The sequence below is a fragment of the Pseudoclavibacter sp. JAI123 genome (assembly GCF_013409665.1).
GTDB lineage: Bacteria > Actinomycetota > Actinomycetes > Actinomycetales > Microbacteriaceae > Pseudoclavibacter.
In genome coordinates, this window is record NZ_JACCCM010000001.1 from 1,971,235 (window position 1) to 1,995,838 (window position 24,604).

20 protein-coding genes are annotated in these 24,604 nt (G+C 68.1%); 13 read left to right on the forward strand and 7 right to left on the reverse strand.

Translation table 11 applies throughout. The features are described 5' to 3' along the window. Positions 1–74 precede the first annotated feature (74 nt). Positions 75–1,541 (reverse strand): leucyl aminopeptidase, encoded by a 1,467-nt coding sequence (locus HDC34_RS09260; protein WP_179556647.1) that lies wholly within the window; start codon positions 1,539–1,541, stop codon positions 75–77. A 102-nt stretch (positions 1,542–1,643) separates the two neighbouring features. Here HDC34_RS09260 and HDC34_RS09265 point away from each other — a divergent pair, with 102 nt between their 5' ends. The 3 genes from HDC34_RS09265 to HDC34_RS09275 all read left to right on the forward strand — a co-directional run bounded on the left by HDC34_RS09265 (position 1,644) and on the right by HDC34_RS09275 (position 5,513). Continuing rightward, positions 1,644–2,558: a proteasome assembly chaperone family protein gene (locus tag HDC34_RS09265; RefSeq protein WP_179556648.1), complete on the forward strand. Its 915-nt coding sequence runs from the start codon at positions 1,644–1,646 to the stop codon at positions 2,556–2,558. A 97-nt stretch (positions 2,559–2,655) separates the two neighbouring features. Further along, a complete protein-coding gene (locus HDC34_RS09270) occupies positions 2,656–3,972 on the forward strand; it encodes a nitrate/nitrite transporter (RefSeq protein ID WP_104312028.1) in 1,317 nt (438 codons plus the stop codon). Between the two features lie 131 nt (positions 3,973–4,103). Continuing rightward, positions 4,104–5,513, forward strand: a complete 1,410-nt coding sequence (locus HDC34_RS09275; protein WP_104312027.1) for an RNA polymerase sigma factor — start codon at positions 4,104–4,106, stop codon at positions 5,511–5,513. 114 nt (positions 5,514–5,627) lie between these two features. Here the strand turns inward: HDC34_RS09275 and HDC34_RS09280 are convergent, their stop codons facing one another. Continuing rightward, complete coding sequence (locus HDC34_RS09280) at positions 5,628–5,867, reverse strand: hypothetical protein (protein ID WP_104253334.1); 240 nt, start codon at positions 5,865–5,867, stop codon at positions 5,628–5,630. Positions 5,868–6,094: 227 nt separating this feature from the next. Between HDC34_RS09280 and HDC34_RS09285 the strand changes: the two genes are divergently transcribed. Next, positions 6,095–7,378 carry a Mur ligase family protein gene (locus HDC34_RS09285; RefSeq protein ID WP_249312025.1) on the forward strand — a complete coding sequence of 428 codons (1,284 nt, stop codon included), beginning with the start codon at positions 6,095–6,097 and terminating at the stop codon, positions 7,376–7,378. Beyond that, entirely contained in the window at positions 7,375–8,133 is a 759-nt protein-coding gene (locus tag HDC34_RS09290; RefSeq protein WP_179556649.1) for a type 1 glutamine amidotransferase, read from the forward strand. The genes HDC34_RS09285 and HDC34_RS09290 overlap by 4 nt, the downstream gene beginning before the upstream one ends. An 87-nt stretch (positions 8,134–8,220) precedes the next feature. Here the strand turns inward: HDC34_RS09290 and HDC34_RS09295 are convergent, their stop codons facing one another. Together HDC34_RS09295 and HDC34_RS18055 are read right to left on the reverse strand one after the other, a co-directional pair. Continuing rightward, complete coding sequence (locus HDC34_RS09295; RefSeq protein WP_179556650.1) at positions 8,221–9,273, reverse strand: alanine racemase; 1,053 nt, start codon at positions 9,271–9,273, stop codon at positions 8,221–8,223. Continuing rightward, on the reverse strand, positions 9,270–9,950 hold the full coding sequence (locus HDC34_RS18055) for an alanine racemase C-terminal domain-containing protein (RefSeq protein ID WP_179556651.1): 681 nt from the start codon (positions 9,948–9,950) through the stop codon (positions 9,270–9,272). The genes HDC34_RS09295 and HDC34_RS18055 overlap by 4 nt, the downstream gene beginning before the upstream one ends. A gap of 220 nt (positions 9,951–10,170) precedes the next feature. Between HDC34_RS18055 and HDC34_RS09305 the strand changes: the two genes are divergently transcribed. Further along, a complete protein-coding gene (locus tag HDC34_RS09305) occupies positions 10,171–12,270 on the forward strand; it encodes a type IIA DNA topoisomerase subunit B (RefSeq protein ID WP_258068141.1) in 2,100 nt (699 codons plus the stop codon). Positions 12,271–12,347: 77 nt separating this feature from the next. On the opposite strand, the gene HDC34_RS09310 is transcribed toward HDC34_RS09305, so the two are convergent. Further along, on the reverse strand, positions 12,348–14,894 hold the full coding sequence (locus tag HDC34_RS09310) for a DNA topoisomerase (ATP-hydrolyzing) subunit A (RefSeq protein ID WP_257023102.1): 2,547 nt from the start codon (positions 14,892–14,894) through the stop codon (positions 12,348–12,350). A 53-nt stretch (positions 14,895–14,947) separates the two neighbouring features. Here HDC34_RS09310 and HDC34_RS09315 point away from each other — a divergent pair, with 53 nt between their 5' ends. Next, positions 14,948–16,096: an alkaline phosphatase family protein gene (locus HDC34_RS09315; protein ID WP_179556652.1), complete on the forward strand. Its 1,149-nt coding sequence runs from the start codon at positions 14,948–14,950 to the stop codon at positions 16,094–16,096. A 27-nt stretch (positions 16,097–16,123) separates the two neighbouring features. Here HDC34_RS09315 and sepH read toward each other — a convergent pair whose 3' ends face one another. Continuing rightward, positions 16,124–17,227 (reverse strand): septation protein SepH, encoded by a 1,104-nt coding sequence (gene sepH / locus HDC34_RS09320; RefSeq protein WP_179556653.1) that lies wholly within the window; start codon positions 17,225–17,227, stop codon positions 16,124–16,126. Positions 17,228–17,441: 214 nt separating this feature from the next. Here sepH and HDC34_RS09325 point away from each other — a divergent pair, with 214 nt between their 5' ends. Further along, positions 17,442–17,738, forward strand: a complete 297-nt coding sequence (locus tag HDC34_RS09325) for a DUF4193 domain-containing protein (RefSeq protein ID WP_104312021.1) — start codon at positions 17,442–17,444, stop codon at positions 17,736–17,738. 92 nt (positions 17,739–17,830) lie between these two features. On the opposite strand, the gene HDC34_RS09330 is transcribed toward HDC34_RS09325, so the two are convergent. Continuing rightward, the gene (locus tag HDC34_RS09330; RefSeq protein WP_179556654.1) at positions 17,831–18,295 is read right to left on the reverse strand and encodes a DUF3093 domain-containing protein; all 465 of its coding nucleotides are present in this window, start codon (positions 18,293–18,295) and stop codon (positions 17,831–17,833) included. 75 nt (positions 18,296–18,370) lie between these two features. Between HDC34_RS09330 and dut the strand changes: the two genes are divergently transcribed. From dut to HDC34_RS09355, 5 genes are all read left to right on the forward strand, one after another. Beyond that, the gene (dut, locus tag HDC34_RS09335) at positions 18,371–18,832 is read left to right on the forward strand and encodes a dUTP diphosphatase (RefSeq protein WP_179556655.1); all 462 of its coding nucleotides are present in this window, start codon (positions 18,371–18,373) and stop codon (positions 18,830–18,832) included. Further along, positions 18,819–19,574 carry a DUF3710 domain-containing protein gene (locus HDC34_RS09340; protein ID WP_179556656.1) on the forward strand — a complete coding sequence of 252 codons (756 nt, stop codon included), beginning with the start codon at positions 18,819–18,821 and terminating at the stop codon, positions 19,572–19,574. Before dut ends, HDC34_RS09340 begins: the two co-directional genes overlap by 14 nt. Before the next feature lie 56 nt (positions 19,575–19,630). Continuing rightward, positions 19,631–20,320 carry a DUF3159 domain-containing protein gene (locus HDC34_RS09345; protein WP_179556657.1) on the forward strand — a complete coding sequence of 230 codons (690 nt, stop codon included), beginning with the start codon at positions 19,631–19,633 and terminating at the stop codon, positions 20,318–20,320. Positions 20,321–20,439: 119 nt separating this feature from the next. Further along, positions 20,440–23,256, forward strand: coding sequence for an aconitate hydratase AcnA (acnA, locus tag HDC34_RS09350; protein WP_179556658.1), 2,817 nt, complete (start codon positions 20,440–20,442; stop codon positions 23,254–23,256). 160 nt (positions 23,257–23,416) lie between these two features. After that, complete coding sequence (locus HDC34_RS09355) at positions 23,417–24,568, forward strand: glycerol dehydrogenase (protein WP_179556659.1); 1,152 nt, start codon at positions 23,417–23,419, stop codon at positions 24,566–24,568. Positions 24,569–24,604 lie beyond the last annotated feature (36 nt).

A 24,604-nucleotide genomic window follows, 5' to 3' on the forward strand; every position in this document is an offset into this window, starting at 1 on the left:
GGTCTGTGGTCGCCACGCGGCGAAATTACCCCTCAGGGAAGCCTACACGCGTCGAACTGGCAGGAATAACCAGCTCAGGCGCGTGACTCGAGCAACGCGATGAGCGTGCGCACCATCACCCCGGTTGCGCCCTTGGGCACGTAGCCGTACGCCGCCGACTCGTTGTTGGACGGGCCTGCGATGTCGAGGTGCACCCAGGGGAGGGCCCCGTTTCCGTCAGCCCGGTCGCCGACGAATCGCTCGAGGAACGCCGCGGCCACGAGCATCCCTGCCGAGCGGTTGCCGGAGCGCATGTTCGCGAGATCCGCGACGGGCGACTTCAGGGTGTCGCCGACCTCCTCGGGGATCGGCATCGCCCACGAGGGCTCGCCGACGGAGCGCGACGCGTCGACGACGCTGCGGATCCACGCGTCGTCGTTGCCCATGACCGCGGTGGTGCGGTCGCCGAGTGCGACGACCTGGGCGCCCGTGAGCGTCGCGATGTCGATGATGAGGTCGGGGTGCTCCTCGCTCGCAGCTGCGATGCCATCGGCCATCACGATGCGTCCTTCGGCATCGGTGTTGGTGATCTCGACGGTCTTGCCCCCGTAGATCGTCACGACGTCATCTGGACGTGTGGCCGTGCTCGACGGCATGTTCTCCGCGATGCACAGCCACCCGGTGACGGCGACCTTGATGCCGAGCTCGGCGGCCGCCTGGAGGACTCCGACGATGGTCGCGGCGCCGGCCATGTCGAACTTCATCCCGACCATGGAGGCGGCGGGCTTGAGCGACAGGCCGCCGGTGTCGAAGGTGATTCCCTTGCCCACGAGCGCGATGTGCAGTTCCGCTCCTTCGGGGCGGTAGGCGAGGCGGACGAGGCGGGGGCCGCGCGAAGACCCCTGGCCGACGGCCGTGAGGCCGCCGAACCCACCGTCACGGAGCTGCTGCTCGTCCCAGACACGGGACTCGAGGCCGTTCTCGTCGGCGACTCGGAGCGCGAGGTCGGCCAGCGCGGCGGGCGGGAGGTCGTTCGGCGGCGTGTTGACGGCGTCCTGGACGAGAGCGACGGCGTTCGCGAGCGTGGCGGCACGCGTGTTCTCTGCAGCAGCGCGGTCACGGTCACCCGTGACGACCGTGATCGTCGTGAGCGCGTCGTCGTCGAGCTCCGACTTATAGGTGGTGAAGCGATAGCTCGCGAGCAGCGCTCCGAGCAGGACCGCCTGTCGGATCGCCGGCTCGAGCGCATCCGCGTCGATCGCGATCGCGGATGTCCCCACGGCACGAGCGAGAGCCCCTCCCGCGCGTCGCGCCTGCTCCTCGTCGCTGCCGTCGCCGAGCCCGAGCGCGATGGCGGCACGCACCCCGCCCTCGTGCTGAATCGCGATCTTCTGCGTCTCGCCGCTCTTCCCGCGGAACCCGGTCGCCTCGAGAGACGGCTCCAGGTCCGGGAGCCCGGGGGGAGCCGAGATCGTCAGAGCGTCATCGAGTCGGAGTACGGGAAGCACCAGGAGGTGTGCATCGGGGGCGGATTCGGCGAGTTCCAGGATGGCGTGCGTCATGCACGCAAGCCTATTGCGGGCCCGAGGGACCAGGCGGGCGGGCTCGTGCGCCAAGCGCGAACGCCCGCGCAGGGGTCAGCGTTCCGACCTAGCATTGTGCCTATGAGCGAGACTGAGCGCATCTTCCGAGTGGCTGCCGCATGGCACGACGTGCCTGCCGGTCTGCCCCTCATCGTGGCGTTGCGTGGCGGCCACGACGCAGGTGCCGTGGCAGCGCAGGTCTCCGACGAGATCGTGGGGCTGGATGAGGACGCGCGGATCGTCGCGGAGTTCGATGTCGACGAGCTGTACGACTACCGGGCACGTCGTCCGATCGTGTCCGTGTCGAATGGTCGCGTGAAGTCTGTGACGGAGCCGAGGCTCGATCTGCGTCTCGTCACGGACGAGCTCGGTCAGGAGTTCCTGTTCCTCTCCGGCTTCGAACCCGACTACCGCTGGCGGCTCTTCAGCGAGGCGCTCGTGAGCGCAGTCGACGCGCTCGAGGTCTCGTCGACGACGTGGGTCCATGCCGTGCCGATGCCGGTGCCGCATACGCGGCCGATCCGCATCGCGGCGACGGGCAACCGAGAAGAGCTCGTCGATTCGCTGTCCGTCTGGAACCCGACCACGGAGGCCCCGGCGCACGTGATGCAGTACTTCCAGGTTCGCGCGGAGGAGCTGGGGCATCCCGTGCTCAGCCTCGCGATGCTCATCCCGCACTACGTTGCCGACTCGTCGGTACCGGCGGGCGCCGTCGCTGCGCTCTCTGCGCTCGGCAGCGCGACAGGACGGATGATCGCGACCGAGGCCCTGCGTGAGCGCGACCGCACCTTCCGTGCCGGGGTGGATGCCGAGCTCGAGTCGAATCCCGATGGGCAGAAGCTCATCAACGCCCTCGAGACGCAGCACGACGCCTACCTGCAGAATCTCGCCGTCAGCAACGACTTCGAGGATGCGGCGGGGGAGCTGCCCTCCGCTGACCAGCTCGCCGCCGAGATCGAGCGCTACCTGGCGCTGGGTCGGGACGACGACGCCTGAGCCGAACGCCGGGCGTTCGCTGCGTCTGATCGGCTGAAGAACCGGTCGATTCGCTCTGTGTGATCGACCGGTTCGCCGACGCGAGAGAATAGACGAGATGAACCCTCGTCTTGCTCCCGCGATGTTCGCCATCACGGCGACTGCCTACATGGTCGCGGTGACGCAGCGCTCGTCGCTCGGGGTCGCCGGCGTGCTTGCGAGCGAGCGCTTCGATGTCGGAGCGACCGCGCTCTCCACGTTGGCGGTCGCGCAGCTGGCGGTGTACGCGGCACTGCAGATCCCCGTCGGCATGCTGCTCGACAGGTTCGGGCCCTCGCGGTTGATCCTGGTAGGCGCCCTGCTCATGTCGGGTGGTCAACTGATCGTGGCGCTGGCGCCGGAGCTCGGTGTCGCCGTCCTCGGCCGGATGCTCGTCGGCGCGGGGGATGCGACGACCTTCGTCTCCGGGCTCCGCATCATCGCCGCATGGTTCCCGCCCCGCCGGGTGCCGATCTTCGTGCAGTGGTACGGCAACCTGGGTCAGCTCGGGCAGGTGCTCTCCGCGGTGCCGTTCGGGTTCCTGCTGCGCGCCACGTCCTGGACGCCTGCCTTCCTCTCGGTCGCGAGCCTCGCGGTCATCACGGCAGCTGCCGTGGCCATCTTCCTCCGCGACAGCCCGGAACTGCGTCGAGCCGGCGAGGCGATCAGCGTCCGCGGTGTCCTCGGCAAGGTCGGCCAGGCCGCCAAGCGTCCTGGAACGAGGCTCGGGTTCTGGGCGCATTTCACGACCCAGTTCCCCGGCACGGTCTTCGGCCTGCTCTGGGGGTACCCGCTCATGACCCAGGGGCTCGGCCTCGAACCTGCTGTGGCGTCGTCGCTCCTGCCGGTCATCGTGCTCGCCGGCATGGTCCTCGGTCCCTTCCTCGGCGTGCTGACGGGGCGCTACCCGCTGAGACGCTCCAATCTCGTGCTCATCTGCGCGCTCCTCATCCTCGTCGTCTGGGTTGCGATGCTCCTCTGGCCTGGCCTGCCACCGCTCTGGCTCCTGATCGTGCTGCTCGTCGTCATGGGCATCGGCGGCTCCGGATCGGCGATCGGCTTCGACTATGCGCGGACGTTCAACCCAGCGTCGAGCCTCGGCTCTGCCTCCGGCATCGTGAACGTCGGTGGGTTCGTCGCGAGCTTCACGACGATGTTCCTCATCGGCATCTCCCTCGATGCGCTCGGGATCGGCGTCACCGGCGCCGTCGACTGGCAGCAGTACAAGCTCGCGTTCTGGGTGATTCCAGGCATCATGCTCGTCGGCCTCTGCGGCCTTCTGCTCAGTCGACGCCGAACCCGCGGCCGCATGGCGCGCGACGAGGGAATAATCATCGACCCCATCTGGGTTGCTATAGGCAGGAAATGGTTCGGTTCAGGACGACGGGGATTGTGAATGCACGGCCCCAATCCAGGGTTTCGTCCGAAACCGTGCCATAATCAACGGATGGACCCTGCGGGTCTGCCTTCGAGCAGACTTGACAAGGGCCTTCCTTATGCCCGCACCGTGACGAGAGGGGTCTGAACATGGCGACACGCACGGGAGCTACCACGGCTACTGCAGAAGCAACCGAGGAAGTCAGCAAGAAGGCGCCAGCGCGGAAGCGCGCGACGCCGGTCAAGGAGGCGAGCGCCGACGCAAGCGCCGCAGCCACGACCGAGAGCACCACTGACGACGCCGCGACGGCGAAGAAGCCCGCCGCCAAGCGCGCACCCGCAAAGCGCAAGGCCGCCGCTGCGGCCGATGGCGCGCCCGCGAAGGCGGCGCCTCGCAAGCGCGCGGCTGCCAAGAAGAAGGTCGACGGCGACGAGCCGGAAGACGGCGTCGACGAGGCTGAGATCGAAGAGGCCGATGCGGAGGCGGATGTCGCTGACAGCCCTGAGTCCGACGACGACTCGGTCAAGCCCGCTGACCCGAAGGACGCCAAGGCCGACGCCGAGCAGGCACGCGTCCAGGGCGCGATCGTCCTCACGCCGAGCGACGACGAGGAAGAGACCCCGGTCTACTCCGCGGCCATCACCGGCGCGACCGCCGACCCGGTCAAGGACTACCTCAAGCAGATCGGAAAGGTCGCGCTGCTGAACGCAGCCGAAGAGGTCGACCTCGCCATGCGCATCGAGGCGGGACTGTTCGCTGCCGAGAAGCTCAAGGAGCAGGAGGGCGAGCTCGACAAGCAGCTCGTGCGTGAGCTGAAGTGGGTTGCCCGCGACGGCGACCGCGCGAAGAGCCACCTCCTCGGAGCCAACCTCCGCCTCGTCGTCAGCCTCGCGAAGCGCTACACGGGCCGCGGAATGCAGTTCCTGGATCTCATCCAGGAGGGGAACATGGGCCTCATCCGTGCCGTCGAGAAGTTCGACTACACGAAGGGCTTCAAATTCTCGACCTACGCCACCTGGTGGATCCGTCAGGCGATCACGCGAGCCATGGCAGACCAGGCGCGCACGATCCGCATCCCGGTGCACATGGTCGAGGTCATCAACAAGCTCGCCCGCGTGCAGCGCCAGATGCTGCAGGACCTGGGCCGCGAGCCCACGCCGGAAGAGCTCGCCAAGGAGCTCGACATGACGCCCGAGAAGGTCGTCGAGGTGCAGAAGTACGGCCGCGAGCCCATCTCGCTGCACACGCCGCTCGGTGAGGACGGCGACAGCGAGTTCGGTGACCTCATCGAGGACACCGAGGCTGTCGTGCCCGCCGACGCGGTGAGCTTCACGATGCTGCAGCGTCAGCTCGAGTCGCTCCTCGACTCTCTCGCTGAGCGTGAGGCCGGCGTCATCCGCATGCGCTTCGGCCTCGGCGACGGCATGCCGAAGACGCTCGACCAGATCGGTGACACGTTCGGCGTGACGCGAGAGCGCATCCGCCAGATCGAGTCGAAGACCATGGCCAAGCTGCGTCATCCATCGCGGTCGCAGTCGCTGCGCGACTATCTCGAGTAGCGAGCACTGCCAGGCTGGCGTCATGCCAGCAACGCAGGAGGCCCGGATGCATCTGCATCCGGGCCTCCTGCGTGTGCTGCGCTGGGCGAGCCAGCGCGTCGTGTGTGTGGGCGACTACTCCGCGGTCTGTCCCGCAGCGGCCTTCTCGCCGTGCAGGCGAGCGGTCTCGTCGTGCCAGGCGACTGCCTGCTGGCGGAGCTTCTCTTCGTGGCGCGTCGCGTGGTGTGCGCAGAAGAGGAGCTCTCCGGCGCTCAGCTGGACTCGGACGTACGCCTGAGCTCCGCACGCGTCGCAACGGTCTGTTGCGGCGATGGGCGCCGAGTCGGTGCGCAGGGCCGTTGTGCTCTCCGTCATGATGCCTCCAAAGCTTCGGTGATCTTGCGATCACGACAATTAGAGCACGCGAGTCGGAGTCCCGCGTGGTTTGAGGGGTCAGGTTCGCCCTGCGCGTAGCCGTCTTCGGCCGGGGTGACGTCGGGCGCCTGGTCGCGGGCCCGTGAGATACTGGCGGCGGTCGGCGAGACGGGGGATTCTCGTCGCTTCGACGACAGCGCAGGCACTGCGCGGAAACGGGAGTGTGCATGGGTGGCAAGCTGCGGCGGATGATCGCCGTCGGTCTCGGACGGAGCGCGCGCGGCGCGATGCGTCTTCGCGGGGGAGGCTCCGCGGTGCCCGGCAGGGTGGCGCTCGCCATCTCCCCGGATTTCCTCGAGACCGCAGTCGCGAAGCTTCCGCTCGGCGTCATCTTCGTCTCCGGCTCGAACGGCAAGTCCACGACGACGCACTTCCTGACCAGGATGCTGCGCCGCCACGGGCTCCGTGTGTTCACGAACTCCTCGGGGGGAAACCTGCCGCAGGGCATCGCGTCGTCGATGCTCCCCGACGTCGACGTCAACGGGAACCTGCGCGCTGACATCGCGGTCCTTGAGGTCGATGAGGCGTACGGGCCGCGGCTGCTCGGTCACCTCCACCCACGTGGCGTCCTGCTGCTCAACGTGCAGGTCGACCAGCTGAACCGCTTCTACGACCCATCGCGGGTGACGGAGTTCCTCCGCACCATCGCCGCGGCGTGCGGTGACTTCAGCGTGCTCAACGCCGATGACGCCTCGCTGCGGAGCCTGCCGCCATCGTTGGACGCGCCCGTGACCTGGTTCGGCGTCGCCCCGGAACTGATCGAGCAGTCCCCGAACGGGCTCTCCAACTTCGATGACATCTCCGCAGCGAGCGTCGAGGTCGCCGCCGGCGAGCGCGCTGTGCAGGTCGTCGCGCTCAAGGGGCGGGACGCGATGCTTCGCATCGGCGACGACGAACTCGCCATCAAGCTGCCCGCACGAGGCCTCCACTACGCGCTCGACGCGGCCGGCGCGGCCGCGACCGCTCAGCGCATCCTCGGAGACTCCTTCGTGCCTGCCCTCGTCGCAGAGGCACTCGGCGAATCGCAGACCGTCTACGGGCGCGGTGAGGTCATGAGCGTTCGCGGTGAGGACATCGAGATCATCATGATGAAGAACCCGCCGAGCCTCCAGATGAACCTGGATGCGCTCGAAGAGGCACCTGAGCAGGTCTTCATCTCCGTCGACGAGGGAACGCCAGATCCTTCTTGGATCTTCGGCGCCGACCTGAGCAGGCTCGACCACGTCGACGTGGTCTCGGGCACCAAGGCCTGGCAGATCGCGACGCGCCTCGGCTACGGGGACATCCCTGTGGGACACGTCGAGCCGAACCTGGGTGAAGCCCTCGACAGGTTCCTCGCGCTGCCGAAGCCGAGCAGGGGCATGAAGACGATGATCGTGAACTACGAGCAGATGATGTCGATCCGGCGCCGCCTCGGGCAGTCCGGCATCGAGGGGAAGGTCAACTCATGAAGCTGCGGATCGCGCACCTCTACCCGGTCGAGCTCGGGATCAACGGGGATGTCGGCAACGTGACGGTACTCGCGAAGCGCGCACGAGCGCGCGGTCTCGAGGTCGAGGTCGTCAACGTCGGTCGTGGCACCGCCTCGCTCCCGGAGCGCATCGACGTCCTCCACGTCGGATCCGGCCCACTCGCCGCAGTGCAGACGGTCCAGGCAGACGCCCTGCGGCACGCGGCCGAACTGCGCGACCTCGTCGGAGCCGGGCTGCCCCTGCTCGCGGTCGGCGGAGGCTGGGAGCTGCTCGGGACCAGCATCACGCACGATGACGGCGAACTCGAGGGCCTCGGCGTGTTCGCCTCCAGGGCCGTTCGCGAATCGTCGCAGAGCGTTGCCGAGACGGTGGTGCGGGGCCACGGCGGGCTGCTCGCCGGGTTCGCCAACCACAACGCGATCACGACCCTCGGCGCTGGCGAGGAACCGCTCGGGGAGATCGTGCGGGGCTTCGGCAACGGTGGCTCGGCGGCCGAGAACACCGGCGCAGAGGGCATCCGCCACCTCGCCGCGATGGGAACGCACCTCCACGGACCGGTCCTCGCCCTGAACCCCTCTCTCGCGGACCAGCTGCTCGAGCGGGCCGTTCACCGTCACGATGCCGACCGCAGTCTCGGGGACGGTGGCGAGGAACTCGCCGGCCTCGACCTCTGGTCGCAGAACGCGCGTCTGGCCCTCATGCGACGGATCGGCGTGGCGGCCCCGGCGTCCTGACCGACGGCAGGGCCGCACCAAGGCGCGCCCGAACGGCCTGCTCGCGTGGATCCGTCAGGGCCGCTTGGGCCTGACGATCTGGGCGCGTCAGGAGACCCCGAAGCTCCGGGCCACTCGTCGGGTGAGGCCGGTCACGATCTCATCGCCGACCGTCTCTCCCCAGATCGCCCACTGCTCGGCCGTCGCCTCGCCGTTCGAGCCATCGCCGAAGACGATGCACTCTCCGCCGGCAGCCACTGCCGCCGCATCCTGTGGGAGCGCCACGACCGTCTCGTCGACGCCGACCTCCACGACGGGGGCGATGTGCCCGTCGACGATGACGTAGGCGCCGCCCTCCGGGTCGGACTGGATGCCGTCACCGTACCCGACGGCGATGCTCGCCAGACCGTGGCGCGCATCCAGCACTGGGGCGCGCAGCTGCATCGCCGGCCTCAGGCCGAGGTCCGCGGCGCTGCGGTCGCCGAAGGGGGAGATGCCGTACGCGGCGATGCCGACGCGCACGAGATCGAAGTGAGCCTGGGGGAGGTCGATGACGGCGGCGCTTGCCCCGAGGTGCAGCAGCTCGAAGTCGGCGCCGAGCGCGCGGGCCTCCTCGACCGCCGCGATGAACACCTCGGTCGACTCGAGGTCGGCGCTGTGCGAGGTGTCCGAGAGGTGGCTCCAGGCCGCGACGACGTCGAGCTTCCCGAGCGCCTGCAGGCGCAGCGCCTCGGTCACGAACTCGGCCCAGCGCGGCCGGTCCGCGCCACCACGGTGCAGGCCCGTGTCGATCTTCAGGTGCACGCGAGGTCGGACGCGCGCATCGCTGGCGGCGATCGCCTCGAGCTGCCAGAACGTCTGCACGCCCAGGTCGACCCTGGCTTCCGCCGCCGCCGCGAAGTCGGTGCCCTGGCCGTGCATCCAGGCGAAGAGCGGGACCTCGACCCCGGATTCGCGCAGCTCGATGCCGGCGTTGGCCTCCAGCACGCCGAACGAGTCGACGCCGGAGTCCAGTCCAGTGCGGACCACCTCGTGGAGTCCGTGCCCGTAGGCGTTCGACTTCACCGCGAGCATGAACTTGGACTGCGGCGCAAGGGCGGCGAGCGCGCGGATGTTGCTGCCGATCGCCTCGAGGTCGACGTGCGCGACTGCAGCGCTCATGTGTAACTCCGTTCGAATCGCGGGCTCATCCTGCTTGCGATCGCGGCGGCCCGGATTCCCGTGGCGTGCTGCCAGTCGAGAATGCTGGGCTCGCCGGCCGCGGGGTCGCCGAAGAGGATCGTCAGGTCGCCTGGCTGGGCTGGAGCGCCGAGCAGATCGACGGAGAACTGGTCCATGGAGATGGCGCCGACGATGGTCCGGGTCGCCTCTCCGATGAGCACGGGTGCCGTGTTGGATGCGCGCCGGACGACGCCGTGCGCGTAGCCGATGCCCACCAGCGCAAGTTGTGTTCGCTGCGGGGTCACGTAGCTGTAGCCGTAGGAGACGCCCTCGCCGGCTTCGACATCCTTGACCGCCAGGATCTCAGCGCTGACGCGCATGGCTGGGCGGTAGGCGCGGTCCGTGAGGCCGAACAGCGAGCCGCCGGTGGTCCTGTCCGAGTTCACGGCATCGGCGTGCAGGAGGGGCGTGCTGAGGTGCAGGAGGGACGCGCGATCCATCTCGGGGGAGACGATGAAGCCCTCGTACCCCTCGGCGTCGAGCGCTTCGGCGACGCGGACCGCGCCGTGTCCATACGCGTCCGCGCGGAGGTCTGCATAGCTGGCGGTCTCCGACCCGAGGAGGCGGGTCGAGTTCTCGCGGATCGCGCGAAGGTCGATGTGGATGCGTCTGCGCACCGGCTCGGGAGTCTGCACGTTGTGCCCTCTCTGGTCGTCGCTGGGCGTGGTCAGGCTAGCACCGGCCGTTCTGGCCTCCGCTGAGGCGCGCGTGGGCCGCGCTGGTGTGGGAGGCGCGCGAAATCCCGCATCCGGTCTACGCTCGAAGGTGGCCCGCCGCTGCCCTGCGGCCGGGTCGAGATCGAACGCACGACGACGCAGAAGAAGGACGTGGACCTCGGTGGCGAATTCCGGAGACGCATACTCAGCCAGACACCTCTCGGTGCTCGATGGGCTCGATGCGGTTCGGAAGAGGCCGGGCATGTACATCGGGTCGACCGACTCCCGGGGACTCATGCACTGCCTGTGGGAGATCATCGACAACTCGGTCGACGAGGCCCTCGCGGGTCACGGCTCCCGCATCCGCGTCCAGCTGCACAGCGACGGGTCCGTCAGCGTCGACGACGACGGACGTGGGGTGCCCGTCGACATCGAGCCGAAGACCGGTCTCAGCGGTGTCGAGGTGGTGTTCACGAAGCTGCACGCCGGTGGCAAGTTCGGCGCGAGCAACTACGGTTCCGCAGGTGGCCTCCACGGCGTCGGCGCATCCGTCGTGAACGCGCTCTCCGCTCGCCTCGACGTCGAGGTGGACCGTGGCGGCAAGACCTACGCCATGAGCTTCCGCCGCGGCGAGCCCGGAATCTTCGAGGACGGCGCTGACGGGCCGAGCCCGACCTCGAACTTCGTCCCGTTCACCAGCACCAGCGAGCTGCGAGTCGTCGGGAAGGCCAAGCGCGGGGTCACAGGAACGCGGGTGCGGTACTGGGCGGACCCGCAGGTCTTCATCCGCGAGGCGAGCTTCCAGACGAACGACCTCGCCGAGCGCGCGAGGCAGACGGCGTTCCTGGTGCCCGGCCTCGAGATGGTGATCGAGGACGCGCGCGACGAGTCGACAGCTCCGACGACGCAGCAGTTCCGGTTCGACGGCGGCATCACCGAGTTCGCCGACTTCCTCGCTCCGGACGCCCCCACGACCGACACGTGGCGCATCGAAGGCAGCGGAGAGTTCACCGAGACCATCCCAGTGCTCGACGACGAGGGCCTCCAGCTCGTGACGAAAGAGGTGGCGAGGACCATGCACGTCGACCTCGCTCTGCGCTGGGGAACCGGGTACGAGACGAACGTGAAGAGCTTCGTCAACATCATCTCGACCCCGAAGGGCGGATCTCACCTCGCGGGCTTCGAGCAGGGCATGCTCCGCTTCTTCCGCGCAGAGGTCGAGAAGAACGCCAGGCGTCTGAAAGTCGGCAACGACAAGCTCGACAAGGACGACGTCCTCGCCGGGCTCACCGCCGTCGTGACGGTCCGCATTCCCGAGCCGCAGTTCGAGGGGCAGACCAAGGAGGTGCTCGGCACGCCGGCGGCGCGCGCCATCGTGCAGAAGGCCGTGACGGCCGGCCTGACCGAGAAGTTCGCCTCCACGAAGCGCCAGGACAAGGCCGAGACGAACCTCCTGCTCGACAAGGTCGTGCAGGAGATGAAGTCGCGCCTCTCCGCGCGCGCCCACAAGGAGACACAGCGTCGCAAGAACGCGCTCGAGAGCTCCTCGCTGCCGACGAAGCTCGTCGACTGCCGGTCGAACGACGTCGCGCAGAGCGAGCTGTTCATCGTCGAGGGAGACTCCGCGCTCGGGACGGCGAAGCCGGCGCGCAACTCGGAGTTCCAGGCCCTGCTGCCGATTCGCGGCAAGATCCTGAACGTGCAGAAGGCCTCGATCTCGGACATGCTCTCGAACTCCGAGTGCGCGTCGATCATCCAGGTCGTCGGCGCGGGTTCCGGTCGGAGCTTCGACATCGGCCAGGCGCGGTACGGCAAGGTGATCCTGATGAGCGACGCCGACGTCGATGGCGCGCACATCCGCACCCTGCTCCTCACGCTGTTCTTCCGCTACATGCGCCCCATGCTCGACGAAGGGCGGGTCTTCGCTGCCGTGCCGCCGCTTCACCGGGTCGTGATCATGCATGCCGGACGGAAGCCGAACGAGACGGTCTACACGTACTCCGAGAAGGAGCTGCACACGCTCCTCTCCAAGCTGGAGAAGCAGGGGAAGCGCTACCAGGACCCCATCCAGCGCTACAAGGGTCTCGGGGAGATGGACGAGGACCAGCTCTGGAACACGACGATGGACCCGAGCGCGCGGCTCCTGAGACGAGTCACGAACGCTGACGCCCACAATGCGGAGCGAGTCTTCGACCTGCTCATGGGCAGCGATGTGGCGCCCCGCAAGGAGTTCATCATCGAGGGATCCGAGCAGGTCGCGCGGGCGGACATCGACGTCTAGCTGCCCCGACTCGCCGCGTAGAGGAAGGCAGGCTCCTCCGGGAGCCTGCCTTCTCGCTGTCTTGCGGAGCCGACGGGTCAGTCGGCGACGGAAGCACCGGCCCCGGCGTCTGAGTGCGCCGTTCCCTCTTCATCGTCGGCGCTCGGGACCGGCGTCGGATCGCCGATGCCGCGGCCGATGAGGTCCACGACCTGCTCGAGTGGGGTTCCGGACGCGTCGCGCTTCGCGCCACCCGCCGGCAGCGCGCGCACGGCGCCGTCCCGCGCGTTTCCGAAGGGGGCGCCTGGCCCGACCCAGGCCGCGCTGAGGCGGCGCTCGCCGCGGAGAAGGCGCTGGGCTCTGACCCCACCCGTCGCGCGGCCCTTCGCCGGGAACTCGCTCAGGCTCGAGACCTTCGCGGTTCCCGAGTCCGTGCCTTCCAGCGCGTCCTCGTTGCGTGCGACGCTCGCGACCTCGGCAATGTCGATGTTGGCCGCCGCGACGACGGCGAACGAGAGCACGGCTGCCCCGTCCGACAGCTTCATGCCGGCCATTCCCGCCGCCGAGCGGCCCTGTGGACGCACGAGCTTGCCGGAGAATCGCAGCAGCTGCGCGTCGTCGGAGACGAACACGAGCTCGTCGTCGTCGGCGGCGAGCGCTGCACCGACGACTTCGTCGCCCGCCTTGAGCGTCATGATCTCGAGTTCGCGGTTCTTCCCGAAGTCGATGCCCGTGACCCGCTTGACGACGCCGAGCTTCGTCCCGAGGGCGATGGGCGTCTCCTGGTCGATCGGCACCAGGGCGACGACCTGCTCCTTCGGGCTCGTCAGGCCCACGAAGTCGTGTGCCTTCACCCCAGCCGAGAGCAGCACTGACCCCTGCGGGCTCGACGGGAGCGCCACCACTGGGACACGCAGGAGCCGTCCGAGGTTGGTGACAGCGCCGAGCTCGCCCTGCACGGTCGTGGTCACGTGCGAGCGGACGGCGTCGTGCTTGCTCCGCCTCGGCGGCTGCTGCAGGCGTGCATCCGCCTCGGTCGTGTCGATGCGGAGCAGGCGGCCCGTCGTGGAGAGCAGCACCTGCGTCGGCGAGTCGGCGAGCTGCAGCTGCGTCGTCTCGATGGCCTTCCCGCGCTTCGGGGGAGTACCGACTCCCTCGGTGAGCAGCGTTCGGCGAGGCGTCGCGAATCGGTCGCTGGTCTCGCGGAGCTCCGCGCCGACACGTGCGCGGAGCAGGATATCGTCGCCGAGGAGCCGCTCGAGCTCGGCGATCTCCTGCCGCAGCTGGTCGCGCTCAGCCTCGAGCTCGATGCGCGAGAACTTCGTGAGGCGTCGGAGTCGGAGCTCGAGGATGTACTCCGACTGGAGCTCCGAGAGGTCGAAGACGATCCGCAGGCGCTCGCCGGCGGCCGAGGCGTCGTCGCTCGAGCGAATGATCTGGATGACCTCGTCGATGTCGAGGATCGCGATGAGCAGGCCCTCGACGAGATGGAGGCGTTCGAGCTTGCGCGCGAGCCGGAAGGCGCTCCGCCTGCGCACCACCTGGATGCGGTGGTCGAGGTAGACGCGAAGCAGCTCGATGAGGCCGAGCGTCTGAGGCCCGCCGTTGACGAGCGCCACGTTGTTGATGTGGAACATGTCCTCGAGCGGCGTGTGCCGGTACAGCTGCTCGAGCACGGCCTCGGGGTCGAAGCCGGTCTTGATCTCGATGACGAGCCGCAGTCCGTGCTTGCGGTCCGTGAGGTCGGCGACGTCGCTGATGCCGGCCAGCTTCTTGGCCTGCACCCCGTCCTTGATCTTCTCGATGACCTTCTCGGGACCGACCATGTAGGGGAGCTCGGTGACGACGATGCCGGACTTGCGCGCCGTGACGCGCTCGACGCTCGCCGTCGCGCGCGTCCGGAACGAGCCCCTGCCGCTCGCGTACGCGTCCCGGATGCCGTCGAGGCCCGTGATGCGAGCCCCAGAGGGCAGGTCGGGCCCGGGGATGAACTGCATCATCTCCTCGAGCGTCGCTCCCGGGTTCTCGAGCAGGTGCAGCGCTCCCGCGATCACCTCGCCGAGGTTGTGCGGCGCCATGTTCGTCGCCATGCCGACGGCGATGCCGCTCGCGCCGTTCACGAGCAGGTGCGGCCATGCGGCAGGAAGCACCTCTGGCTGCGTCGTCGAGTTGTCGTAGTTGGGAACGAAGTCGACGACGTCCTCGTCGAGCTCAGCCGTGAGCGCCAGGGCGGCGGCGTCGAGTCTCGCCTCCGTGTAGCGGGGAGCCGCGGGGCCGTCGTCGAGCGACCCGAAGTTGCCATGGCCGTCGATCGTGGGCACGCGCTGCACGAACCCCTGAGCCATGCGGACGAGCGCGTCGTAGATGGCGGTGTCACCGTGAGGGTGCAGACGCCCCATCACCTCACCGACGACACGCGCCGACTTCACGTGCCCACGATCCGGACGGAGCCCCATCTCCGCCATCTGGTAGAGGATGCGACGCTGCACGGGCTTGAGCCCATCCCGCGCGTCGGGAAGCGCCCTGGCGTAGATGACCGAGTAGGCGTACTCGAGGAAGGAGGACTGCATCTCGGTCGAGACGTCGATGTCCTCGATGCGCTGCTCGCTCATTGCCGAGGAGTCGTTGTTGCGTGTTGTGCTCATGTCACCTGTCGGAAGGGAGGTTGCCGCGGCGCCCCTGTGGGAGACTGGGACGGATGTCGTCCATGCTATTCAGCGCGGCGAGCGGTCGCCCGACGCTCTCCGACGTGTTGCCGAATTCGCTTGCCTCGCTGCGAGGTGAACGCGGGCCGCTGGGTCTCCCAGCGGCTCGGTCGGCGGTTGTCGTGCTCGTCGACGGGCTCGGTGCTGCGATGCTCCGTTCCCGAGCCGGGCACGCGCGGCGGCTGAGCGCCGGCTGGCGCAAGAAGGACACCGCCTTCTCGTTCCCCTCGACGACCGTCGCGGGGATCACCTCCCTCACGACGGCCACCCGCGCAGGCGAGCATGGGCTGCTCGGATACTCGCTCTACGACCGAGACGCCGGAGTCATCCGCAACCAGCTGTCCGGCTGGGGTGATGGCATGGACCCAGCCACCTGGCAGCTGCAGCGGACGGTCTTCGAGCAGCTGCGCGACGCGTCATCCGGAGTGCAGAGCATCGTGGTCGGCATGCCCCAGTACCGGGACTCCGGGCTGACGCACGCTTCGCTCCGGGGCGCCATGTACCTCGAGGGCGAGTCGATGCAGGAGCGGGTCGAGGTGACCCTCGCCGCCCTCGACGCGCACCCACGCGCGCTCATCTACCTCTACAACGCCGAGCTCGATCAGGCTGGCCATGCGCACGGATGGGAATCCGACGCCTGGCTGGCGCGGCTCGAGGAGCTCGATGCGGCCTTCGACTCACTGACTCGCGGGGTGGATGCGGGAATCGGCATCCTCGTGACGGCAGACCACGGCATGATCGACATCCCGCGACATCGGCAGATCGACATCGACGATGACGACCCGCTCTTCGACGGGGTCATCGCGATGGCGGGTGAGCCCAGGCTCCGTCACCTGTACCTGGCGCCGGACGCGCATGCTTCGGCGACGGAGGAGCTTCGCAGGCGGTGGCACGAATCGCAGAGCTCTCGCGCCACTGTCCTCACGCGTGCAGCGGCGATCTCCGAGGGCTGGTACGGGCCCGTCGTCGCCCCGGAGGCGGCAGCACGCATCGGCGATGTCATCGTCGCGGCCACCAAGAGTGTGACCTACTACCCCTCGTCCGTGCAGTCAGGGGCGAGGCTCGTCGTCGGACAGCACGGATCGATCACGCCGGAGGAGACCATCGTCCCCCTCATCCGGGCCGGCGCCTACGCGCACTGACCCGCAGGGCAGGTCGATGGTCGGCGACTACTCGTCGCTGCGGGTGCCGAAGACGATCTCGTCCCAGCTCGGCATCGCCGCACGCCCTGAGCGCTTCGGCGAGTGCTTCGAGTGCGTCGGCTCGTCAGGGTCACGCGCAGGCTCGTCGAGCCCGTCGAGCGGCACATCGACGGCGCGCACGCCGCCAGCGCCGAGGTCGCTCGGCTCGATGGTCTCCGTCTCGAAACGATCCTCGTCGCGGGCGCGAGGAGCGAAGAGCTTCACGGGACTGCGCTCGGGAGAGGGCGATCCGCTCTCGTCAAGGGCGCCCTCGGGGCTCGACTCGTCCTCATCCGTGCCATCTTCGTCGTCGAACGACTGCGGGACTCGCTCACCCCGGCGTCGACGGAGTGCCTCCAGCAGATCGGCCGTCTCGTGGTGCTGCTGCTCAGTCGCACGCTCGAGTCGGGATGCCGCCGCGCCGATCCACGAGACCGGCTCCTTCGCGGAGGGCTCAGCGCTGGCGGCCGGTGCCGCCTCGCGCTGGGGAGCTTCGACGACGGCCCGCAACCGGGGGCTGCCGAGCGCCGGCGCCTCTCCTTGCTGCGAGAGCATCGTCGCCGTGGGGTTGAGCGGGGTCAGGGCCTGCGTCTTCGGCTCGAAGCCCCACAGGGCCTCTCGCGAGATCTCGTCGACAGCGAATGAGAGGCCGACGCGCCAGCCTTCCTCGTCGTCCTTCCAGGCATCCCAGACGACGGCGGTGGCACTCGACGCCTCGAGGCGGTCGTCGATGACCTCGCCGAAGCTCGTCCCGTCTTGTCCGAGCGGGTCTGCATCGGTCTTCAGGCGCACCGTCACGGCCCGGGCCTGCCGAACCAGATAGTCGCGCTCTGCGCGCACGGGACCCTCGAAGCGCACCACGTCCTCGCGAGCGGCCCCGGTGAGGTCGATCACCTCGTCGATCGTCTTCCCTGCGCGGATGAGCTGCTGGATCGCCCGCGGGGGCACCTTGGGCGCATCGACGCGCGTCGAGATGCGCGGCCGCAGGGCATCGCGGAGCGCTTCGTCGATCACGACTCGGAAGCGCTGGCCGTCATCTCCGGACACGACGAGGGCACCTTCATCCAGGTCGATGAATCTGAGCTCTTGCATGCTCGTACTCCTTGGCGTTGCCGATTCCTGGGGCACAGCATCACACGTCGGGACGGTGCAAGCGGGGAGCCCTGGGGCGCGCCGCCCAAGTCGGAAGGACATTTGATCTCGCTCCGCGCGAACAACGCTCGTCTGGGTTTGAGTTTCACCCCTGAGTCGTGCACAATTGCCGCGCCTGGGGGAGTTCCCCTCGTTTGAAGAGATTTGGATAGGTATGGCGACCGACTACGACGCACCTCGCAAGACCGACGATGACGCAGAGTCCATCGAGGCGCTGAAGGAGCGAGTGCCGGATCGTCTCTCCGGCAGCGTTGACGCCGAGGACGCGGACAACCCCGGCAGCTTCGACCTCTCGGCTGCAGACCTCGCAGACGTCGAGCTCGAGACCGTGGTGATCCCGCCGCAGGCCGACGAGTTCACCTGCGTCGAGTGCTTCCTCGTCAAGCACCGCTCTCAGCTCGAGAAGAGCTCGGCACTCGGACCCGTGTGCCACGACTGCGCGACCGCCTGACGGACTGATCGCCAGCACGACCCACGAACGAAGCCGCATCCGACCGGATGCGGCTTCGTTCTTTTGTCTGCCCCAAGCAGGCGGCGGGTTGTTCAGCCGGCCTGTCGTCGCGCGCCCGCCCGGGCTTCGGTGATCGCGGAGGCGAGCTCCGAGGGCCTGCGCGTCGACACCAGCCAGTACGGAACCGGATCTGCCTCATCCGTGATCTCGATCGTGAGCGAGGTCGGAATCCATCCTCTGATGCACAGCCACGCGCGGAGGTCGAGCTCAGGACCGGCCGCCAGGCGGGCCTTCTCCCTGGTCGTATGGGGGATGCACTGGCCCGTGAAGCTCAGTGGGACGTGCGCCCCGGCGACGCGGACCTGGGTCGCCGTGACCTCGATGATGGGGGAGTACGCCAGGATCAGCGTCAAGAACGCCGCGTAGAGGGTGACCGCGATGGCGGCGCCGATCCAGACGTTGATGGGCGTGAAGACGAGGATGACGGCAGGCACCATGAGGAAGCCGACGGCGTAGACCCAGGCGGCGGGCCACAGGCGCTCGTGGAAAACTGGCATGGCGATATTGGATCACGCTTTGCCGGGCATCGCTGTCAGATCACGATCCGGTCACGCCTCAGCTAGGCTCGTACGGTGAGCTTTGTCATAGATGTGCCCGTCTCGGGCGTCCTCCCTGCGTTCGCCCAGCCAGGCGACGCCGGTGCCGACCTGACCGCCACGGAGGCGGTCACCCTGGCCCCTGGCCAGCGAGCTGTGGTCGGCACAGGCGTTCGACTCGCACTCCCAGAGGGGACCGTCGGCTTCGTGATGCCCCGGTCGGGCCTCGCGGCCAAGCACGGCATCACGCTCGTGAACGCCCCCGGCACCATCGACTCCGGGTATCGCGGTGAGATCAAGGTCATCCTGCTCAACACCGACGCGGCAGAGACGTACGCCATCGCTGCGGGTGACCGCATCGCCCAGCTCGTCGTGATGCAGCTCGCGCCGGTGAACTTCATCCAGACCGAGCAGCTCTCCGCGTCACAGCGCGGCGAGGGCGGTTTCGGCTCCACCGGCTACGCATCTGACCAGGAGGCTCACCATGGGACTGTTTGATTTCCTCAAGAAGGAAGAAGAGAAGCCTGAGAAGGCCGACAAGCTCACCGTCGACGACGAGCTGCTCGACGACGATGAGCTCGAGGTCGAGCTCGACGACGACGACGAGCACGACGAGGAGGCGAAGTCCGCCCCCATCGATCGGGAGACTCGGGGTCCGTTCGACATCAGCGAGGCCAGCCCGGCGAAGCGATACGTGGACCTCGGTGCACTGCGGATCCCCGCCCGCGAGGGGCTCGGTCTTCGTCTCGAGGTCGAGGAGAAGACCAAGCGACTCGTCGCGGTCGCCCTCGACTACAAGGAATCGACGATGCAGATCCAGGCGTTCGCCGCCCCGCGGTCGACGGGCCTGTGGCATTCGATCATGGCTCAGCTCGCCGAGCAGGTGCGAAAGCAGGGTGGCACTGCAGAAGAGGTCGAGGGCATCCTCGGGCCGGTGCTGGACACCAAGATCCCAGTCGTCGTCAAGGGAGCCGCGTCCTCCCAGACGCGCTCGGCGCGCTTCTTCGGGGTCGATGGACCTCGCTGGTTCCTCCGCGGCGTGCTCACGGGGAAGGCGCTCCGCGATGAGGCGACGCGAGTCGAGCTGGTCGAGCTCTTCCGGAGCGTCGTCGTGGTGCGTGGAGATGCTCCGCTGCCGCCGCGCGAGCTCCTGACGCTCGTCGTGCCGAAGGCCATGGCCGACCCAACGTCGAAGACCGCCACGGAGGACGCCGCATCGGGGGCGGCAGACAAGGCATGACCATCCCCGACGGTGAGAGGCAGGACGCTCCACAGCCGGCATCTGACGCGCCGAACATGCGGAAGCTCGAGGAGGCCGCGAAGTCATCCTCCCTCGGGCGGCTCACCGAAGGTGGAATCAGCGGCGCGTCGCTGCTCGCGGCCATGGGCGGAATCCGGGGACTCATCGAGACCCTGCTGCCCGGCATCGTGTTCCTGGTCCTGTTCACGCTCGGAACCGAGCTCTGGGTCGCCGTCGTCGCGCCCGCGGCTCTCGGCCTGCTGTTCATCCTCATCCGTGCGCTGCAGAAGGAGCCGGTCGTGCCGGCGATCTCGGGCCTCGTGGCATTGCTGATCTCCGGTGTCCTCGCCATGACCACCGGTCGGGGGGAGAACTTCTACCTCGTCGGCTTCTACACCAACGCCGCGTACGGAGGAGCGCTGCTCGTCTCGGTTCTCGTCCGCTGGCCCGTCATCGGGCTCGTCACGGGGCTCATCACCGGTCAGGGATCCAGCTGGCGTCAGGACCGCTCGATGCTGCGGTGGATGTCCATCATCACGCTCGTCTGGGTCGGGTTCTTCGCGCTGCGCCTCGCCGTGCAGCTGCCGCTGTACTTCGCTGGCAACGTCGAGGCGCTCGGGTTGGCGAGGCTGCTCATGGGAACACCCATGTACGCGGTGGTCCTCGTCGTCACCGTGCTCTTCGTGCGCGCGCTCCTGAGCGCGTCACGGTCCCGAGCGCAGAGTGAAGCAGGTAAAGTATCTTGATGTCAAGATAAAAGCGTCTCGATCAACTCAGGATCACCTTCGAGGCAAGCCACGGCGAGACGCGAGATGATTGCTGGGCGCGGGCCGCGCACCCAGAGTTGCAAAGAAGGAGCCGAGACGTGACCGCAGTCAACAGCTTCGGGGCCAAGGACACGCTCAGTGTCGACGGCACCGAGTACGAGATCTTCCGCATCGACAAGGTTGAGGGCTTTGAGAAGCTCCCCTTCAGCCTCAAGGTTCTCCTCGAGAACCTCCTCCGCACCGAAGACGGTGCCAACGTGACCGCAGAGCAGATCCAGAAGCTCGGTTCGTGGGTGCCTTCGGCAGACCCCGACACCGAGATCCAGTTCTCGCCCGCCCGAGTCGTCCTCCAGGACTTCACCGGCGTTCCCTGCATCGTCGACCTCGCGACCATGCGCGAGGCCGTCACCCAGCTCGGCGGCGACCCCGAGAAGGTCAACCCACTCGCTCCAGCCGAGCTCGTCATCGACCACTCGGTCATCGCCGACCTCTTCGGTCAGGCCGACGCGCTCGAGCGCAACGTCGAGATCGAGTACCAGCGCAACGGCGAGCGCTACCAGTTCCTCCGCTGGGGTCAGACGGCCTTCGAGGACTTCAAGGTCGTCCCCCCAGGAACCGGCATCGTCCACCAGGTCAACATCGAGTACCTGGCGCGCGTGACCTTCGTCCGCGAGGTCGGCGGCGTCCTGCAGGCCTACCCGGACACGCTGGTCGGCACCGACTCGCACACGACGATGGTCAACGGCCTCGGCGTGCTCGGCTGGGGCGTCGGCGGCATCGAGGCAGAGGCGGCCATGCTCGGCCAGCCCGTGTCGATGCTCATCCCCAAGGTCGTCGGCTTCAAGCTCAAGGGCCAGATCCCCATGGGCGTCACGGCGACCGACGTCGTCCTCACGATCACCGACCTGCTGCGCAAGCACGGCGTCGTCGGAAAGTTCGTCGAGTTCTACGGCGAGGGCGTCGGGGCGGTTCCGCTCGCCAACCGCGCCACCATCGGCAACATGAGCCCCGAGTTCGGCTCGACGGCCGCGATGTTCCCGATCGACGACGAGACCCTCAACTACCTGCGCCTCACGGGCCGCAGCGAGGAGCAGGTCAAGCTCGTCGAGGCGTACGCGAAGGAACAGCACCTCTGGCACGACCCGAGCAAGGAGCTCTCGTACTCCAAGTACCTCGAGCTCGACCTCTCGACGGTCGTACCATCGATCGCCGGACCGCGCCGCCCGCAGGACCGCATCGAGCTCTCGAAGGCCAAGGGCCAGTTCGGCGCCGACCTGACCGACTACACCGCCGAGGACTTCGGTCTCGTCGATGTCGCCGGTGAGGACAGCTTCCCGGCGTCCGACCCCGCGAAGCTCACGCCGTCCTCGCAGGACTCGGATGTCCGCGAGCGTCAGACGCCCCCCACGTTCTCGCACGAGCGCAAGCCCGTGCAGGTACAGGGCTCAGACGGCCAGAGCTACACGATCGACCACGGCTCCGTGGCCATCGCCGCCATCACGAGCTGCACGAACACCTCGAACCCCTCGGTCATGCTCGCAGCCGGTCTCCTCGCGAAGAAGGCGAGCGAGCGCGGACTCAAGGCGAAGCCGTGGGTCAAGACCACGCTCGCGCCCGGCTCCAAGGTCGTGACGAACTACTACGAGAAGGCCGGTCTGACCGACTCGCTCGAGGCGCTCGGCTTCTACACCGTCGGCTACGGCTGCACGACCTGCATCGGCAACTCGGGACCGCTGAACGAGGAGATCTCCGAAGCGATCAACGACAACGATCTCGCCGTCACCGCGGTCCTCTCCGGAAACCGCAACTTCGAGGGGCGCATCAACCCCGACGTGAAGATGAACTACCTGGCCTCCCCGCCGCTCGTCATCGCGTACGCGCTCGCAGGCACCATGGACTTCGACTTCGAGACCCAGCCGCTCGGTACGGACTCGGATGGCAAGGACGTCTTCCTGAGCGAGATCTGGCCATCCGCTGACGAGGTGCAGTCGACGATCGACACGTCGATCGACACCGACATGTTCACGCGCGAGTACGGTGCCGTGTTCGACGGCGACGAGCGCTGGCGCTCGCTGCCGACGCCGACCGGCGCCACGTTCGAGTGGGACGACCAGTCGACGTACGTGCGAAAGCCCCCGTACTTCGACGGCATGGTCATGGAGCTCACGCCGGTCACCGACATCAAGGGCGCCCGCGTCCTCGCGAAGCTGGGCGACTCGGTCACGACCGACCACATCAGCCCCGCTGGCTCGATCAAGGCCGACAGCCCGGCTGGCCGGTACCTGTCCGAGCACGGCGTCGACCGCAAGGACTTCAACTCCTACGGCTCGCGTCGCGGCAACCACGAGATCATGATCCGCGGCACCTTCGCGAACATCCGCCTCAAGAACCAGCTCCTCGACGGCGTCGAGGGCGGATACACCCGCGACTTCACCCAGGCAGACGGACCGCAGGCGTTCATCTATGACGCAGCCCAGAACTACGCGGAGGCCGGCACACCCCTGGTCGTCCTCGGCGGCAAGGAGTACGGCTCCGGCTCGTCACGTGACTGGGCCGCCAAGGGCACGAGCCTCCTCGGCGTCCGCGCCGTGATCGTGGAGAGCTTCGAGCGCATCCACCGCTCGAACCTCATCGGCATGGGCGTCGTCCCGCTGCAGTTCCCCGCCGGTGAGACCTGGGCAACGCTCGGTCTCGACGGCACGGAGTCGATCTCCATCCAGGGCATCGAGCAGCTCAACGAGGGCTTCACGCCTAAGACGGTGCACGTGATCGCCGAGCCGACGTCCGACTCGCCAGAGGGCAAGCAGACGATCGAGTTCGACGCTGTCGTCCGCATCGACACCCCCGGTGAGGCCGACTACTACCGCAACGGCGGAATCCTGCAGTACGTGCTCCGCCAGCTCGCCGCGGCGTAGCCAGCAGCAGCACGGGAGGACCGAAGGGCGGAGCCGAGAGGCTCCGCCCTTCGGCGTTCTCCTACACGCTCTCCGTTCTCTGTCTCTGAGAACAAGCGTGGTCCGCGCCCATCTGCGCTCGTTAGCGTTGGGGCGATTTCCGATTACGAAGGAGTTCCCCATGACGAATGAGACCCCCATCCGCACAGTCCTCAGCCCCGGCCGATACGTGCAGGGCAAGGGCGCGCTGGCGCGCCTCGGCGAGTTCGTCGCGCAGATCGGCCAGTCGCCCCTGCTCCTCACCGACGACTTCGTCTGGGACCTGCTCGGCGAGCGCCTCACGACCTCCTTCACCGGTGGGGACGCAGAGGTGCCGCGCGAGCGGTTCAACGGTGTCGCCTCGTCCGGTGAGATCGACCGCATCGTCGAGGTGATCACGCAGAGCGGCAGCGACGTCATCGTCGCCGTTGGCGGCGGCAGCACGATCGACGCCGCGAAGGCAGCCGGCTTCCTGGCGGGAATCCGCTGGGTGAGCGTGCCGACCGTCGCCTCCACCGACGCGCCGACCTCCGCGCTCGCCGTGGTCTACACCGAGTCGGGCGAGTTCGAGGAGTACCGCTTCTTCCCTCGCAACCCCGACCTCGTGCTCATCGACTCGCAGCTCGTCGCGGACGCTCCCGCTCGATTCCTCGTCGCGGGCTTCGGCGACGCCCTCGCCACCTGGCTCGAGGCGCGTGCCACCAGCCGCTCGAACTCGAAGACGATGGCAGGCGGACTCCCGACGCAGACCGGCACGGCGCTGGCGAAGCTCAGCTGGGACGTGCTCTGGGAGAACGCTCCGACCGCGCTCGACGCGGTGGAGGACGGCGTCGTGACGCCGGCACTCGACCGTGCCATCGAAGCGAACACCCTGCTCTCGGGACTCGGCTTCGAGTCGGGCGGCCTCGCCGCCGCGCACGCGATCCACAACGGCCTGACGGCAGCCCCGCAGACGCACGGCCTTCAGCACGGCGAGAAGGTCAACATCGGCTCCATCGCACAGCTCATCCTCGAGGGCGCACCCGAGGAGGAGATCCGCGACTTCATCGTCTTCACCACGAAGCTCGGGCTGCCGACGACCCTCACGGAGATCGGGCTCTCGACGGACGACAAGCACGAGCTCCGGCTCATCGCCGAGGCCGCGACGGTGCCGGGGGAGACCATCCACAACATGCCGTTCGCCGTGACCGCCGACGACGTGATCGCGGCCCTGACCTCGCTCGAGCGGCTCTCCCGGCGCATCCGTGCCGAGGCCGGCCTGCCGGAACCGGTCAAGTACCACGCCGCGCACTAGCCTCGCTCGACGAAGGCGCCTCCCCACCCGAGACGG

Bases quoted from the DNA above. Each gene is read 5' to 3' on its own strand.
- HDC34_RS09260 (WP_179556647.1), bottom strand. From the start codon at position 1,541: ATGACGCACGCCATCCTGGAACTCGCCGAATCCGCCCCCGATGCACAC.
- HDC34_RS09265 (WP_179556648.1), top strand. From the start codon at position 1,644: ATGAGCGAGACTGAGCGCATCTTCCGAGTGGCTGCCGCATGGCACGAC.
- HDC34_RS09270 (WP_104312028.1), top strand. From the start codon at position 2,656: ATGAACCCTCGTCTTGCTCCCGCGATGTTCGCCATCACGGCGACTGCC.
- HDC34_RS09275 (WP_104312027.1), top strand. From the start codon at position 4,104: ATGGCGACACGCACGGGAGCTACCACGGCTACTGCAGAAGCAACCGAG.
- HDC34_RS09280 (WP_104253334.1), bottom strand. From the start codon at position 5,867: ATGACGGAGAGCACAACGGCCCTGCGCACCGACTCGGCGCCCATCGCC.
- HDC34_RS09285 (WP_249312025.1), top strand. From the start codon at position 6,095: ATGGGTGGCAAGCTGCGGCGGATGATCGCCGTCGGTCTCGGACGGAGC.
- HDC34_RS09290 (WP_179556649.1), top strand. From the start codon at position 7,375: ATGAAGCTGCGGATCGCGCACCTCTACCCGGTCGAGCTCGGGATCAAC.
- HDC34_RS09295 (WP_179556650.1), bottom strand. From the start codon at position 9,273: ATGAGCGCTGCAGTCGCGCACGTCGACCTCGAGGCGATCGGCAGCAAC.
- HDC34_RS09310 (WP_257023102.1), bottom strand. From the start codon at position 14,894: ATGAGCACAACACGCAACAACGACTCCTCGGCAATGAGCGAGCAGCGC.
- HDC34_RS09315 (WP_179556652.1), top strand. From the start codon at position 14,948: ATGTCGTCCATGCTATTCAGCGCGGCGAGCGGTCGCCCGACGCTCTCC.
- sepH (WP_179556653.1), bottom strand. From the start codon at position 17,227: ATGCAAGAGCTCAGATTCATCGACCTGGATGAAGGTGCCCTCGTCGTG.
- HDC34_RS09325 (WP_104312021.1), top strand. From the start codon at position 17,442: ATGGCGACCGACTACGACGCACCTCGCAAGACCGACGATGACGCAGAG.
- HDC34_RS09330 (WP_179556654.1), bottom strand. From the start codon at position 18,295: ATGCCAGTTTTCCACGAGCGCCTGTGGCCCGCCGCCTGGGTCTACGCC.
- HDC34_RS09340 (WP_179556656.1), top strand. From the start codon at position 18,819: ATGGGACTGTTTGATTTCCTCAAGAAGGAAGAAGAGAAGCCTGAGAAG.
- HDC34_RS09345 (WP_179556657.1), top strand. From the start codon at position 19,631: ATGCGGAAGCTCGAGGAGGCCGCGAAGTCATCCTCCCTCGGGCGGCTC.
- HDC34_RS09355 (WP_179556659.1), top strand. From the start codon at position 23,417: ATGACGAATGAGACCCCCATCCGCACAGTCCTCAGCCCCGGCCGATAC.